The sequence below is a fragment of the Paraplanobispora takensis genome, from assembly GCF_016863195.1.
Classification (GTDB): Bacteria; Actinomycetota; Actinomycetes; order Streptosporangiales; family Streptosporangiaceae; genus Planobispora; species Planobispora takensis.
The window spans coordinates 17,548-32,028 of sequence record NZ_BOOK01000035.1; the positions used below are offsets into that span (position 1 = coordinate 17,548).

The 14,481-nt window shown below is 70.4% G+C and carries 10 protein-coding genes; 1 reads left to right on the plus strand and 9 read right to left on the minus strand.

What is annotated here, in order from left to right:
- Positions 1-134 precede the first annotated feature (134 nt).
- The 4 genes from Pta02_RS23555 to Pta02_RS23570 form a co-directional block, all read right to left on the minus strand.
- Positions 135-764 (minus strand): DUF2637 domain-containing protein, encoded by a 630-nt coding sequence (locus Pta02_RS23555; RefSeq protein WP_203877091.1) that lies wholly within the window; start codon positions 762-764, stop codon positions 135-137.
- A gap of 284 nt (positions 765-1,048) precedes the next feature.
- Complete coding sequence (locus Pta02_RS23560; protein WP_203877092.1) at positions 1,049-1,666, minus strand: hypothetical protein; 618 nt, start codon at positions 1,664-1,666, stop codon at positions 1,049-1,051.
- 600 nt (positions 1,667-2,266) lie between these two features.
- Positions 2,267-2,578 carry a hypothetical protein gene (locus tag Pta02_RS23565; RefSeq protein ID WP_203877093.1) on the minus strand — a complete coding sequence of 104 codons (312 nt, stop codon included), beginning with the start codon at positions 2,576-2,578 and terminating at the stop codon, positions 2,267-2,269.
- Between the two features lie 800 nt (positions 2,579-3,378).
- The gene (locus Pta02_RS23570) at positions 3,379-4,704 is read right to left on the minus strand and encodes a cation:proton antiporter (RefSeq protein WP_203877094.1); all 1,326 of its coding nucleotides are present in this window, start codon (positions 4,702-4,704) and stop codon (positions 3,379-3,381) included.
- 162 nt (positions 4,705-4,866) lie between these two features.
- Here Pta02_RS23570 and Pta02_RS23575 point away from each other — a divergent pair, with 162 nt between their 5' ends.
- Positions 4,867-7,536, plus strand: coding sequence for a LuxR C-terminal-related transcriptional regulator (locus Pta02_RS23575; protein WP_203877095.1), 2,670 nt, complete (start codon positions 4,867-4,869; stop codon positions 7,534-7,536).
- Between the two features lie 52 nt (positions 7,537-7,588).
- Here Pta02_RS23575 and Pta02_RS23580 read toward each other — a convergent pair whose 3' ends face one another.
- The 5 genes from Pta02_RS23580 to Pta02_RS23600 all read right to left on the minus strand — a co-directional run bounded on the left by Pta02_RS23580 (position 7,589) and on the right by Pta02_RS23600 (position 14,471).
- Positions 7,589-8,506, minus strand: a complete 918-nt coding sequence (locus Pta02_RS23580; RefSeq protein ID WP_239131181.1) for an acyl-ACP desaturase — start codon at positions 8,504-8,506, stop codon at positions 7,589-7,591.
- A gap of 92 nt (positions 8,507-8,598) precedes the next feature.
- Positions 8,599-8,853, minus strand: a complete 255-nt coding sequence (locus Pta02_RS23585) for an acyl carrier protein (protein WP_203877096.1) — start codon at positions 8,851-8,853, stop codon at positions 8,599-8,601.
- Positions 8,854-8,884: 31 nt separating this feature from the next.
- Positions 8,885-10,129 (minus strand): beta-ketoacyl-ACP synthase II, encoded by a 1,245-nt coding sequence (gene fabF, locus Pta02_RS23590; RefSeq protein WP_203877097.1) that lies wholly within the window; start codon positions 10,127-10,129, stop codon positions 8,885-8,887.
- The gene (locus Pta02_RS23595; RefSeq protein ID WP_203877098.1) at positions 10,129-11,787 is read right to left on the minus strand and encodes a thiamine pyrophosphate-binding protein; all 1,659 of its coding nucleotides are present in this window, start codon (positions 11,785-11,787) and stop codon (positions 10,129-10,131) included. Before Pta02_RS23595 ends, fabF begins: the two co-directional genes overlap by 1 nt.
- Positions 11,784-14,471: an aldehyde dehydrogenase family protein gene (locus tag Pta02_RS23600; RefSeq protein WP_203877099.1), complete on the minus strand. Its 2,688-nt coding sequence runs from the start codon at positions 14,469-14,471 to the stop codon at positions 11,784-11,786. Before Pta02_RS23600 ends, Pta02_RS23595 begins: the two co-directional genes overlap by 4 nt.
- Positions 14,472-14,481 lie beyond the last annotated feature (10 nt).

Consider the following 14,481-nt stretch of genomic DNA (forward strand, 5'->3'; position numbering starts at 1 on the left):
ATCACAGCACCAGCGGAGAACCAGCGGAGTTCGCGCAGAAGAACTGGTCCAGATGGGACCGAGGAGGCCCGACTGGAGCCCGCAGACCCTCCTTCGAGGGATGGAATCAATCAAAGTCTGAGCTCCTCGGCAAACTACTCCAGCTCGCCAGCGAGCCCCGCATTCTTGATCCATCGTCCCCACCGGGCACTCCGGGAAAACCGCACCGCGATAGTCCTCCCCGAGGGGAGACCCCCGTCTGGACAGCGGTTGGCGAGAGCCCACTGCCAAGCTTCTCGTCGCAGGTCTCGGCACTTCCCCTCTACATCGGCGACATGCTCATTTGTTTCAGAGCCATCCGTAGGCTCGTTGACCGGCTCTCGGACAGCACGCCCCTGCCGGATCTGGACCATGAGCATCTCGTACGCCCCGATCAAGGCGAACGACGGCCAGGCTGCGATGATCCGGGCGATCACCGTTGGGTCAGCTACGGCGACGTTGGCACCGAGGCTCGCCAGACTGCCTGCGATCAGAAGCCCCCAGGGCAGGACGCCACCGCGCCGGCCGTACCGGCTCGCGAGCAGGATCGACATCGACGATGCCATGATCATGCCGTCCACCGCCAGGGGAGCGAGCACCGCGCCGAGCTCGCTCTCTCCGTGTCGAAGTGCCAGCTCGTGCATGTGCCGGTAGGACACGACCGCAGCGATCGCGGCCAGGAGCACGACAGAGGCGGTCGTCGTCCACCGGATCCAGCGGTCCGCCCGGGCCAGGGAGTCGTTCATCGTCCGGCACCCCCTTTGACCACCTCGACGCGCGTCTCGACGACGAGCCGACCGCGGGAAACCGCAGGCCGGGGTGCCGTAGATTTGCGCCGTGCCCGGCCGGGGGCACTCTCTTGACCAGCCGCCAAGCCTTTGACCAGGGGCTCAGCGTGGCCTCTCCTGACGATCACATGCAGCCGAATGCCGTCGCGTGCAACTGTAGGTCAATGATCGCGGGACATGTGGGGGACGATCTTGAAGGCGTTTCCCCAGGTCCTTCGGAAGCAGCAGAGCCGTCCGATCTCTCAGAAGTCGAGGGGATCGCTGATCTTCAAGCGCTGGTCCACCGCCGCGACGAACTGATCGGCCAACTCCGGGACGAGGTCCCGTGCCCACTGGCGTGGTGCGATGAGGAAACCGGCGAGGTCTTGGTGAACACCCCGGAGAAGATCAGGTAGAGCGTCGCGAGGAATGTCGATGTGCCGGCCGGGCGAGCCGGTGAGTTCCCCTGAAAGGGACTGGTCCTCGTCCTGCCAGATGCGGACCACGGCTTCGCGGTGCTTCGACAACATGTCCGGACTATGACCGAGATAGATCGTTTGCCCGCTCCGGACGTCCAGCCAATCCCGCCATTCGTCGAGCCCTACGCAGCAGCCGGAATTGATGACGACATCACCGGCCATCACCCGGAGACCGCCGGGAGCATAATCCTCATCGTCGGAGGACAGATACGCCTCGAAAACGACAGAGGTGGACGCCACCGCATCGGGAACCGTCCGGGTCGACGGTTCCCGTCGCCTTCGGCGGGTTCCGAACGGCATGCCCTCCGTCTGGGCGGTGTCGAGAACGGAAACCTGCAGGAATCCCGCGAGCATGCGTTGTGCCGGGTCGCTGCTCTCTTCGTTTCCGTGGGTCTCATGCAAATCCGATCCCGGCTACGGTGGCAGATCGAGCAGCGATGCCGGGATCCTCAACGCGTTCGGGGCAGCAGGTGGAGAGCGCCGCGCCGGGGGCCATCCGGTAGAGACTCACCGGCAGCCGCAGGAGGGGCGACTCCCGGTGGGAGGCTCATTCTCTCCGCGAAATCACGGAGAACAGCGGAGAGCACATCCCGTGCGCAATCCCGATCCACAGGGTGAGGGATCGCAGCCAGTACGGATCGGACCCAGTCGATGTGAGCGGTCAGCCGCTCAGCCGGGTCGACGATGGCCGCCACGCGCTTGCGGTGATATGCGTTGCGCCGTTCGTGCTCCGGAGCCCGAAGCCTTCCCTGAACCATGGAAAAAATATATCCATCACAGCACCTCGAATGGAGACGCTTTCGAAGATTCGCCCCCGCACAATGATGAATCAGAAGCCTCCCGGCGCCCCGGGTTTCAGCGGCAGATGCGAGAACAATCAAGAAAAAGATCATGGTTGGCTGTAAATTGTCATACTTTCATGGCTCGAGCTTCTCGCAATCGATGTGAAACCTGGGGCGAGAAGCTTCTCCGTCTCATGAACCGGACGCACTCCAAGCTCGTTCAGGTGCTCCGCCAGAAGGGTCGCCGTGCTCCGGGCATGGTCACGGCGGCCGAGATGGAGCCGCAGGCGGATGATGCGGCGCCACCCCTTTCCCGGTCCGGGTCCAGGACGATGATCCGCTGAAGTACGTCCAGGGCGGCCTCCGGATCCCGCTCCTCGCAGAGCTCGGCGTTCGGGACGTCCGCGCTCGACTCCAGGTAGGTGTGACCGCAGGTGAGCGAGGGACGGCGCGGGTCGTCGCGGCTCTCTCGGTACGGCGTGCCGGGGCCGCGGCAGGTCACGGTGGTCCCGTCGCCCATGGTCCAGGTCACGAATGCCGGTGCCGCGACGGCGACGGCGGTGATCCCGCCCGCCGTGGCGACGGCCGTACGCGGGTGCCAGAGGTCCCGTTCGACGGCGAGCCGGATCGGCGGCCGGACCAGCTGCGGATCCTCCGGCCGCGGCGAGGAGCCGATCTCCGGGGCGGGCGGAGTGAAGCGGTCTCTCGCCGTCAGGGCGACCGCCGGCGGGGTGATCGCCGGTGCCCCGGTGCCATTCTCGCCGCCCGCCGCGGGTCCGTCGTTCCGGACCGGGAGCGCCGTCGCGTCGGGGTCCGCCGATCGGGGCCGGCCGGTTCCACCAGCGCCTGGCCTCCGCCACGCGGCCCAGACCGCCCTCGGAACCGCAACCGAAGGCCGGCACCGTCGCCGCGTCGTTTTCCTCGCAGGTCAAGGGAGAGTGACCGCGTGGAGTAATCAAATCAATGCGGAAGGCCGGCGAGCGCCGGTAGCGGAGAGTGGCAACCGCAGCTCAGAGCCGCCTTCCGAGCTGTTCTTCCGGTTTATGCCGCGATATACCCGGGCCGGCTTCTTCGTGCGCTGAAGGCCGCACAACCCGGAGCTCTCCCAGTCTCCGGGCCGCGCGGCCCCGCCGCCGGCCATCGTGATCCCGTGTCCGGACGAAGCGCACCCGGCCGCCGGAGCCGAGCCGTCGCGCGGGCCGATGCTCCACGCACAGAGTTCCAACGGCCCGCCGATAAGCGGCATACCCAGGGAATCAACCATTTGTGCCGGGGTCGCCTGTCCGCGATGAGAAAAGTGTTCCGAGCCTGCCGGAACGGCGGGAATCGATGTCAGCCGACCCGTTCCAGTACGGGCGCCGGCTGGACCAGTCCGAGATGGGCCTGCCTGCGCTCGTCCTCCTCGGGAGTGAGCCGCACCCTCGACATGGCCACGCGCAGGATGGGCGGCGCGATCACGGAGGTGACCACGGCGACCAGGATGATGATGGTGAACACCTCGGTGCTGATCACGCCAAGGCGCAGCCCGACCATGGCGACGATGACCTCGATGACGCCGCGGGCGTTCATGCCCGCCCCGAGCGCCAGCGCCTCCCACTTGCCCAGCCTGCTGGTGCGCGCCCCCAGGTAGGCGCCGATGAACTTGCCCGCGATCGCCACCGCCAGGATGAGCAGGGCGAAGCCGAGCACCTTGGGCCTGGCCAGCGCGGTGAGGTCCATGCGCAGCCCCGCGGTGGCGAAGAACACCGGGGCGAAGACGGCCAGGACGACGGTGCGCAGCGGGGCCAGCTTGACGGGGTCCGGCTTGCCGTACCCGCTGATGAGCAGCCCCATGATGAACGCGCCGAAGACGCTCTCCAGGCCGAGCACGTGGGTGCCCGCGGAGGCGAGCAGGATGAGCACGACCGTGGTGGCGATGGTCGGGGTGGCCTCCTCCGAACGCGCGGCGAGCCGGAACGCCGTGCGCGTCAGCGGCCGGCCCGCGACGACGGCGAACACGATCACCCCGGCCAGCAGTGCCAGCGATACGCCGATCGACCCGATGCGCAGCCCGGTGGTGGCCATGGCGGACACGACGGACAGCATCAGCCAGCCGAACGCGTCGTCCACCATGCCCGCGGTCAGCGTGAGCTGGCCGATGTCGCGGTGCATGAGGTTCATGTCGATGAGCGTCTTGGCGATCACCGGGATCGCGCTGACGCACATGGCGACGCCCAGGAAGACGGCGAAGACGGTCTGGTCCCGGTTCCCGACCAGCGACTGGGGCAGCAGCAACCCGGTGACGACGCCGAACCCGAGCGGGACCACCAGCCCGAACCCGCTGACCTTCACGGCGGCCGAGCCCTGCCTGCGGATCAACTTGAGGTCCAGATGGGCGCCCGTGAGGCCGACGAGCAGCAGCACGCCGATCTGCCCGACCGCGTCCAGCAGGTGGAACTGTTCCGCCTGCTGCGGGATCAGCCAGGCGGACGGACCGGGGGCCACCACGTGGAGCAGGGACGGGCCGAGCAGGACACCGGCGCAGAGTTCCCCGACCACCGCGGGCAACCGCAGCTTGATCGCGAGCCGGCCGAGCGCGAGGGCGAGAAGGAGCAGCAATCCGACTTGCAGTAAAAGCAGCAGAAGCGCGTGCGGCGCGATCGGCGGAATGGGAGCCATGAAAACAACCTCCGCATGACGTGAACGAATTCTCAGGCTGTCATCGGCCCGCTGGTTTGCCACCGAGGGAAATACCGAAGCATTCCGTTGAATCGGCGTTGAGCGGCCCTCTAACGCGCGTCGCGATACTGAGCGCGAAGGCGACATGAGGAAGGGGGAGCCATGCGTCCGCTGCTCGGCCGCGAGTCTGAGATCCGGCTCCTTGACGGTGTCATCGGGGAAGCCGGGCGGGGCCGCTCGGCCGTTGTGATCATCGAGGGCGCGGCGGGCTCGGGGAAGACCGCCATGCTCAACCACGTGGTGTCGGCGGCGCGCCGCGACGGCCTCAGGGTGCTGTTCGCGTCGGGGGGCCCTCGCACGCAGCCCGGGTTCGGGGCCGTGTGCGAGCTGCTCGGCCTTCGGCAGCCACCCGCCGCACCCGGGTCCGGGAGGGACGATGTGTTCGCGGAGCTGTACGAACACGTACGTGAGATCACCCGCGAGGGCCCGCTGGTGCTCGTCGTGGACGACGTGCACCGGGTCGACGAGCTCTCGCTCGGCTGGCTGGCCCACCTGGCGCGCAGGTTATCCGGCCTGCCGCTTCTGCTGGCTGTCTCTGTTTCCGTAGGGGAACGGCCGGCGTCGCGGCAGGCGTACGACGAACTGCGGAGCACGCTCAACCACACCGAGGTCCACCTGGGCCCGCTCGGCCAGGAGGAGGTCGCGGCCCTGCTGGAGCTGTACCGGGGATCACCGCCCAGCCCGCAGTTCGCGACGCTGTGCCGGCGGCTGACGGGCGGAAGCCCGCGGTTCGTCCATGACCTGATCAGGCAGCTCACGCTGGAGGGCATCGGCTCGGACGACGAGGCCGCCGGGCTGCTGCCGGGGCTGGCCCCGCCGCGGATCGCCCGTTACGTCGCCGACCGGCTGGCCCGCCACTCGGCGCACTCGCTGACCGTGGCCAAGGTACTGGCGGTCCTGGACGGTGACGCCCGGCCGACGCTGCTCAGGGAGCTGTGCGGAATCCAGGACACCGAGGTCGCCGACACCGTGCAGGGGCTGACCGAGCTGGGCCTGCTGCGGGCGGGCGGGACGATCTCGTTCGTCCACCCGATCGCGCGCACGGTGCTGTACCGGTGCATGCGCGCCGAGGAACGCGGCCGCCACCATCTGGCCGCCGCCAAGCTGCTGGCGGCGCGCGACGCCGACTCCCCGCTGATGGGCCGCCACCTGCTGGCCGCCGGTCCCACCGCCTCGCCCGAGATCACCGACCTGCTGTGCGACGTGGCCGTGCGGCTCACCTCGATGGGCTATCTGGAGCAGGCCACGGCGTGCATGCAGCGGGCGATCCAGAGCTCCCTGTCCCCCGCCCAGCGGCTGAAGCTGACCCTGCAGCTCGGCGTCGCGCTCAGCGGCCACGACCACCGCGCCTCGATCCGGCATCTCAGGAATGCCAGCACGGGCGCGCGCACGGCGGCCGAGCACGCGCTGATCGGGCAGCACCTGGCGCTCGCCACGGCCGCGCTCGGCGATCTGGACGCGGCGATCGCCGTGCTGAACGACCACATCGCGCTGATCGGCGGCGAGGACGACGCGCTCGCCGGCCGGCTGCGCGGACACCGGCTCATCCTCGGCACGCTGAACGCCACCGAGCAGGGCCCGCCGCCCGGTGGGCCCGACGGCGGCACGCGCGCGGCGCTCGCCGTCCGGCTGGCCTGGTCGGGGCGGGACCTGCGGGGCGCGCGGGCCGGGGCCGAGGCGGCGCTGGCCGAGGACCGCCTGGTGGAGGCGGGCTCGCTGGTAACGAGCTTCGCACTGCTGCCGATCCTGTACGCCGACGGATTCGACGTGGTCGAGCAGCACCTGCTGGACGCCGAACAGCGCGCCCCCGCCGTGCAGATGCCCGAGCTGGCCGCGATGCGCTCGCACCTGGCGCTGCGCAAGGGCGACGTGGCGCAGGCGGAGGCCGCGGCGCGCACGGCGGTCGCGGCGGTGGCCGACGGGCTGCCCGTGCCGATGGTCTTCCACCATCTGGCCGTGCTGATCGACGCGCTGCTGGAGCGCGGTGAGCACGAGGAGGCCGACGACCTGCTGCGGCAGGCGGGGCTGCCGAACGAGCTGCCGCTCACCTGGCGGCACAACCACCTGCTGGACAGCCGGGGACGGCTGCGGATCGCGTGCGGCCATCTCCGGGCCGGGGCCGAGGACCTGCTGGCCTGCGGGGAGCGGCTGGCCGCCTGGGGCGTGACCAGCCCGGCGGTCAGCGAGTGGCGCTCGCACGCGGCACGGGCCCTGGCCGGACTGGGCGAGCAGGAGCGGGCGTTGTCGCTGGTGCGCGAGCAGCACCAGGAGGCGGTGCTGTGGACTGCGGGCCGCGCACTGGGCGGCAGCCTGCGGAGCCTCGCCCTGCTGACGCGGGGCGAGGACGAGCGGGTGGAGCTGCTGCGGGAGGCGGTCCAGGTGCTGGAGAGCTCACCCGCGACGCTGGAGCTCGGCCGCGCGGTGGTCGACCTCGGCACGGCGCTGGCCTCGGCGGGCCAGGAGTCCGAGGCCCGCGACATGCTGCGGCGCGGCCTGGACCTGGCCCAGCGCTGCGGCGGCACGGCGCTGGGCGACCACGCGCACGCCGAGCTGGTCAAACACGGGGCACGCCCGCGCAGGCGGGCGCAGACGGGGTGGGACTCGCTGACGCCGGCCGAGAGCCGGGTCGCCGAGCTGGTGGTGGAGGGCAAGAAGAACAGGGAGATCGCCCAGCTGCTGTTCGTCTCCCAGCGGACCGTCGAGCTCCACCTGACCAGCGTCTACCGCAAGCTGAACGTCTCCAACCGGGCCGAGCTGGTCAGGGCGGAATGAGCCGGATGAGTATGAGTCTCACCCGAATATGAGTCTCATCCGAATATGAGTCTCACCGGACGGCGGCCAGGGCCGCGCGCTCCTCGCGGCGCGCGACGAACCGGCTCGCCTGCGCGTCCAGTACGTGCATGAACGCCGACAACTCCTCACGCGCGACCTCCCCCTCGGGGCCGAGGTCCGTGCGCTCGAAGACCCGCCAGTGCCGCAGGATGGGCATGATCACGCGATCGCAGTGCAACCGCAGGTCGTAGATGCCGCCGTTGGCGATCTCGACGGCCATCCGGCGGAAGCCCGGCTGGCCCGCGCCGGGCATCTCGAAGCCCTTCACCACGTCCGTGATGGCCCGTACGGTCTGGTCGGGTGCCAGTTCCAGCGCGGCGCCCACCAGGTTCCGGTAGAAGAGCATGTGCAGGTTCTCGTCGGCGGCGATGCGGGCCAGTAGCTGCTCGCCGATCGGGCAGCCGGTGGCGGCGCCGGTGTTGCGGTGCGACAGCCGGGTGGCCAGCTCCTGCAGGGCGGTGTAGACGACGTTCGGCAGCAGCTCGACGGGCTCGCGGGCGGGCCCCGACGCCATCAGCGCCATGCGCCGCCGCTCCAGGTCCACCGGGTCCACCGCGCGGGTCACCACGAGATAGTCGCGCAGCGTGATGGCGTGTCTGGCCTCCTCGGCGGTCCAGCGGTAGATCCACTCGCCCCACGCTCCGCCGGAGCCGAGCGCGGTGAGCAGGTTGTGGTGGTAGGCGGGCAGGTTGTCCTCGGTCAGCAGGTTCACGATCAGCGAGGCGCGGGCGGTCGGCCCGATCCTGGTGTCGCCCGGCTCCCAGTCCTCGCCGCCGAGGAAGGCGAAGTCGCGTCCCTCGCTCCACGGCACGTAGTCGTGGGGATGCCAGTCGCGCACCACCTTGAGATGGCGGTCCATGTTCTCGGCGACGACGGGCTCCAGCTCCCGCAGCAGGTTCACGTCCTCCACGTGTTCTTCCCTTCAGGTGAGCGGGGATGGCCGGCGTCCGGCCATCCCCTTCACGTGTACGGCTTCAGGCCCGTCTTCCTTCAGGCCCGTCTTCAGAGCACGCCGGCCGGCTGGTTCCGCTCGATGTGGTCCAGGACGGCGCTCACGGTCTCCAGGTCCGCCGCGATCTCGTCCGGGGTCGCCACCCCGAACTTCTCCTCGACGGCGACCATGATCTCGACCAGGGACAGCGAGTCGATGTCCAGGTCGTCGCGCAGGTGGCTGCCGGCCTGCACTTCGGCCACGGGGATGCCGGCGACCTCGTGCACGATCTCGGCGAACTCGGCCAGCACTCGTTCCTTACTCATGATCTTTTCTCCTTTTTCGGGTTTCCACGGGTTACTCGTAGCGCCGCACGACGAGGGTGGCGTTGTGCCCGGCGAAGCCGAACGAGTTGCTCATCGCCACCTTGACGTCGTGCTGCCTGGGCCGGTGCGGGGTGAAGTCCAGTCCCGGGTCTTCGGGGTCGTCGCAGTTGATGGTGGGCGGCACGATGCCGGTGAGCAGGGTCTGCACGGTCGCGATGAGCTCGACCGCGCCGGCCGCGCCGATCATGTGCCCGGTCATCGACTTGACGGAGGTGATCGGGATGGCCGGGGCGTGGTCGCCGAACACCCTGCGGATGGCGGCGGCCTCGGTCCTGTCGTTGAGCGTCGTGCTCGTGCCGTGGGCGTTGATGTGGTCCACGGCCGAGGCGGGAACGCCCGCGTCGTCGAGCGCGAGCTGCATGGCGCGGCGCGCGCCCAGACCCTCGGGGTGCGGCGCGGTCGGGTGATAGGCGTCGCTGGTCGCGCCGTAGCCGACCACCTCGGCCAGAATCGTCGCACCGCGCCGCTCGGCGGAGTGGGCGTCCTCCAGCACCAGCGCGCCCGCGCCCGCCGCCATCACGAACCCGTCCCTGTCCTTGTCGAACGGGCGGCTGGCCCGCTGCGGGTCGTCGTTGCGCCGCGACAGCGCGCGGGACATCGCGGTCGAGCCGATGTCGAAGGAGGTGATCGAGTTGTCGGCGCCGCCCGCGATCACCGCGTCCACGTCACCGCGCTGGATCATCCGCATGGCCTCGCCCACCGCCGAGGTGCCGGAGGCGCAGGCGGTGCTGACCGCGCCGGACGGCCCGGTCGCGCCCAGCCTGAGCGCGACCTCTCCGGCGGCGCAGTCGATCGAGGTGGCGGCCGACAGCCACGGCGCCAGCGCCCGGTGCCCGCGGCCGTCCAGCGTCAGCGTGCCCGACTGGACCAGGGCCGTGGGGCCGTACCCCGAGCCGATGAGGACGCCGACGCGGTGCGTGTTGGCGTCGTCCACGACGATCTTGGCGTGCTCGACGGCCTGCATCGCCGCCGCCACCGCGAACTGGGCGTACTTGTCGATCCTGCGGCTGACCGTACGCGGCATGTAGTCGGTCGGCTCGAAGCCCTTGACCTCTCCGGCGATCGTGACGGGGAGGCCTTCGGTGTCGAAGGACTCGATCGGGCCGACACCGCTGCGACCGGCCAGCAGGGCGTCCCAGAAGTCCTGGACGCTCAGCCCGACGGGTGTGACGGCGCCCTGACCGGTGATGACGACACGTCGTCCGTAGGTTCTCATCAGTGCTGTCCTTCCGTGTCGGTGAGATCGGCGGGCACGTCGTCGAGCCGTACGGGGATCTCGACGACCGCGACCCGGCCGGCCGCGCAGACCTCCACCGCCACGCGGAGCTCCTTGTCCAGCCGCGCCTTGTCGTCCACCACCGTGTGGTGCACGCCGGGCCGGCCGCCCGCGGTCCCGCCGGGGCGGCCCGCGAAGCCGAACCGTGAGCGGCCGCCCTTGTCGAGCTGGGCCTGCAGCCAGCCGTAGCCGCCGTTGTCGAGGACCACGTACAGGACGCCGATGCCCTGCTCGACCAGGACGTCCAGGTCGGCGCCGAGCTTGCCGAAGGCGCCGTCGCCGACGAACGCGACCACGAAGTGGCCGGGCGCGGCGAGCTTCACCCCGGCGGCGGCGATCGCGCCGAAACCGAGGCTGGTCTGCTCGGACGGCACGATCGAGTCCGCCCGCGGGCCGCAGGTCCAGTGCGGGTAGAAGTAGGTCCACATGTCCTGCAGCCCGTTCTCCTGGACGAGCACGCGCCGCTCGGGCAGCACCTCGTCCATGACGCGCAGCAGGTCGGCGATGTGGATGCCGGGCAGGTCGCGCACCCGCCGCCGCTCGGCCGCGACGCGCTCGCCCGCCGCCTCCGCGGCGGCCCGCGCCCGCCGCCCCCATTCCCCGGCCTGCCGGGGGAACTCCGACAGCCACGCTCGGATGGTCACGGCGCCGTCGCCGATGACGATCGGGCCCGGCCACTCGGCGGAGATCTCGGCGGGTTCGAGGTTCACCTGGAGCACGTCGGTGCCGGGGGCGGCGAAGCCGGGCCTGGTGACGGCCGTCTCCTCCAGCCTGCTGCCCAGGGAGACCACCAGGTCGCACTCCTGCCACAGGGGCAGCGTCTCCTCGGCGGCGTACAGGCCGGCCAGGCCGCAGAACAGCGGATGCTCCTCATCGACGCAGCCGCGCCCCGAGGCGGTGACGAAGATCGGCGCCCCCAGCCGCTCGGCCAGCCGCTCGATCTCCCCGCTCGCGTTCCTGTGCCGCATGCCGCCGCCGGCCAGCACGATCGGCCGCCGGGCGGCTCGCAGCGCGGCCAGCGAGCAGGCCAGCGCCTCCAGGTCGGGGGCGGGGCGGTGGGCGCGCGGCAGGCGCCACGGCCGGGTCCTGACGACCTCGGTGTCCAGCAGGTCGGCGGGCAGTTCCAGGTAGACGGGGCCGGGTGCGCCGTTCTCGGCGACCAGGAAGGCCCGTTCGATCGCCGGCACCACCCGGTCGGGGTGGTCCACGCGGTGCGCCCACTTGACCACCGGCGTGATCATGGCCATCTGGTCGAGCTCCTGGAAGGCGCCCGAGCCGCGTGCCTTCGCCGCGGTGCCCGAGGCCAGCACCACGATCGGCGCGCCGGAGCAGCGGGCCTCCACCAGGCCGCCGACGACGTTGGCGGCGGCCGGGCCCTTGCCGATGACGCACACCGCGGTACGACCGGAGGTCAGCGCGTGCCCGGCGGCCATGAACGCCGCCGCGCGCTGGTCGCGGCAGAGCACCATTCTCAGGTCGGTGTGCTCCATCGCCTTCAGCGGGACGAGGTCGTCGTCGGGCAGTCCGAACACGGCCTCCACGCCGCAGGCGCGCGCGTAGTCGACCACGGCGTGCCAGGCGCTCGGGTAGGCGGTCATCGCGACCCCACCTTCTCCGGCGCGAACTCCGCGACGACCTGCGAGATCAGCAGCGGCTTGGCGACCCGCTTCTTGCGGTGGCCGACGTAGTTGGCCATGATGCCGCGCCCGCCGAACGGCTGGTTGCCGTCGTCGATGTCGAGCAGGGTCTCGTTCACGGCCACCATGTGCCGCCTGCTCAGGTACTCGACCAGTTCGGGGGCGTGGCCGTACACCATGGCGCCCATGGACCTGTCCTGGTAGTAGCCGGTCTCCAGGCGCCGGCGGACCTGGGTCAGGTCGGTGTAGGTGACGATGTTGAAGATGGGCGAGAAGATCTCCGACAGCGACATCTCGTCCGTCATGGAGCGCAGCAGGACCGTCGGCTGGATCTGGCGGGTGCGGAAGTCGATCTGACCGCCGTAGATGATGTGCCGGCCGTTCTCCTGCAGGTATTCGGCGGCCTCGACGATCGCGCTCAGGTAGCACATGGGGCCGTAGTCGGCCTCCGGGTCGTCGTAGTCGCCGAACGTGAGCGTGGACAGCCGCTTGAGCAGCGCCTCGACGAACCGCGGCGCGTCGTGCTCGTGGACGAAGAACACATCGGGGCCGAAGCAGTCCTGGCCGGAGTTGAGCATCCTGATGCGCAGGGCGTCCTCGGAGGCCAGGTCGATGTCCGCGCCGGGAGTCACCACGAACGGGTTGGCGCCCTGGCCGAACAGCAGGAAGATCTGCTCGGGCGACAGCTCGGCGCGGATCGTCTCGGCGTTCTGGTACGTGCCGGTGAAGACCACCACGTCCGCCCCGGCCACGGGGCCTTCCTTGAACTTGCGCTGGCTCAGCGAGGTCATCTCGATCGGCAGGCCGTGCACCGGGGCGAGCAGCTCGTGCAGCCGCCACGTCTGCGCCGCCACCTGGCTGGACGGCCTGGCCGTGATCGTCTCCGTGTACAGGCTGGGGACCAGCAGGTACAGCACGTACGAGTTGAGCAGCACGTTCGACGACATGAACACGGCCATCCGGTCCACCCGCGGCGGCCCGTTGCGCACCACCTCCTCGACGGCGCCGGCCAGCGTGTGCAGGGCGGCGTCGATCTCCGCCTCGACGGACTTGTAGTCCGAGATCTCCGTCAGCACGTCCATGACCGCCCCGGGGTCGGTGCGCAGGAAATGCGCCACCGCCCTGAGCGAGGCGATCCGCTCGGCGAACGGGATCCTGTCCAGGCCCTCGGGCGTCGGCAGATCCTCGTACGGCACGTCGCGCGGACGCGTCCGGGCCGGCCGGTAGACGGCGTTCTGCGCCAGCCTGCGCAGAGTGCGCACATCCACCTTGCCGGTGCCGTTGACCGGCAGCCGGGGCAGGACGACGACCTTGTTCGGGTGCTCGTAGGAGGGCAGCAGCGAGCAGATGGCGCCGCGCCAGTGCGCCGCCCCCGCCTCGTTGGCGTCCTCGACGAAGAAGACGAGCTGGCTGCCCTGACGCTCGTCGTCCACCGCGACGATCTTCACGGGGCGGCCGCAGAACTCGGCCCTGCGCTCGATGGTCTCCAGGTAGAGGTTGTGGCCCATGCGGTGGACCGCGTGTTTGCGGCCCATCACGACGAGGTTGCCCTCGATGGTCCAGTAGCCGAGGTCGTCGGTCGCGTACGGGTCGTCCTTCAGCGGCAGGAGGGTGCCGTCGTCGGCGAGGTAGCCCTCCATCAGGCTCGGCGACCGGACGACGATCTCGCCCACCTGACCGGGCGGCACCGGGTCGCCCTTGTGGTCGACGATGGTGACGTCCACGTCGGTGAGCGGGCGCCCGCAGTTGCCCGTGTTGGCGAGGTTGGCCAGGGCGATGTTCCCCGCCTCGTTGCTGCCGTACCCGTCCAGCAGCGGCCGGCTGAACGTCCGGGCGAAGCGCTGGGCCAGTGACGAGGGCAGCGGCGCTCCCCCGGAGCAGAACATGCGCACGCCGGCCAGTTCCCTGACCGTGTTCGGCCGCCGCTGGCTCATCGCGTGCAGGGCGTGGTAGGTGGACGGTGTCGCGTCCACCACGGTCGCCCCGGCCAGCGCGGCCAGCCGCACGGCCAGGTCGAGCCGATCCAGCGGCGCCACGACCAGCGAGCAGCCGGCCGTCCACTGCAGGATCGCCAGCGTCAGTCCGTAGAAGTGGGAGAAGGGCAGCAGCGGCAGCAGCACGTCGTCGGGCCGGTAGCCCATCCGCTCGCGGGTGCGCTGCAGGTCGTTGAGGAAACCGCGCCCGGAGCGCACGACTCCCTTGGCCGAGCCGGTGGAACCGGACGACCAGGTGACCAGCGCGTCCGTCCGGGCGTGCCAGGCCGAGAAGGACAGGAACTCCGTCCCCGGCCTGCGCCGCCTGGCCTCGTCGGCCAGTGCGCCGATGGCCAGCGCGGGCACCGGGGAGGTGTGGTCCGCGAGGTCGTCGTCGGTGACGAGCAGGCGGGCCCCGGCGACGGAGCCCATCCTGCGTCGCTCGGTGGCCGTCTCACGGTGGTCCACGAGGACGATCGAGGCGTCCAGGTGCATCAGGGCGAGCAGGACGGCGATGTACTCGGCGGAGTTGCCGGCGCTGATGACGACCCGGTCGCCCGGGGCCACCGGGCGCTCGCCGAGGATCGCCGCCATGCCGAGTGCCAGTTCCTCGATCTCGATCGAGGTGTAGGTCGCGGTGGGGGTTATGACTTTTCCTGTGGTCCAGTCCACTGTCTCATCC

What these genes read in the sequence shown, in the direction of transcription:
- Pta02_RS23555 (WP_203877091.1), bottom strand. Translation starts at nt 764, where the DNA reads ATGAACGACTCCCTGGCCCGGGCGGACCGCTGGATCCGGTGGACGACG.
- Pta02_RS23570 (WP_203877094.1), bottom strand. Translation starts at nt 4,704, where the DNA reads ATGGCTCCCATTCCGCCGATCGCGCCGCACGCGCTTCTGCTGCTTTTA.
- Pta02_RS23575 (WP_203877095.1), top strand. Translation starts at nt 4,867, where the DNA reads ATGCGTCCGCTGCTCGGCCGCGAGTCTGAGATCCGGCTCCTTGACGGT.
- Pta02_RS23585 (WP_203877096.1), bottom strand. Translation starts at nt 8,853, where the DNA reads ATGAGTAAGGAACGAGTGCTGGCCGAGTTCGCCGAGATCGTGCACGAG.
- fabF (WP_203877097.1), bottom strand. Translation starts at nt 10,129, where the DNA reads ATGAGAACCTACGGACGACGTGTCGTCATCACCGGTCAGGGCGCCGTC.
- Pta02_RS23595 (WP_203877098.1), bottom strand. Translation starts at nt 11,787, where the DNA reads ATGACCGCCTACCCGAGCGCCTGGCACGCCGTGGTCGACTACGCGCGC.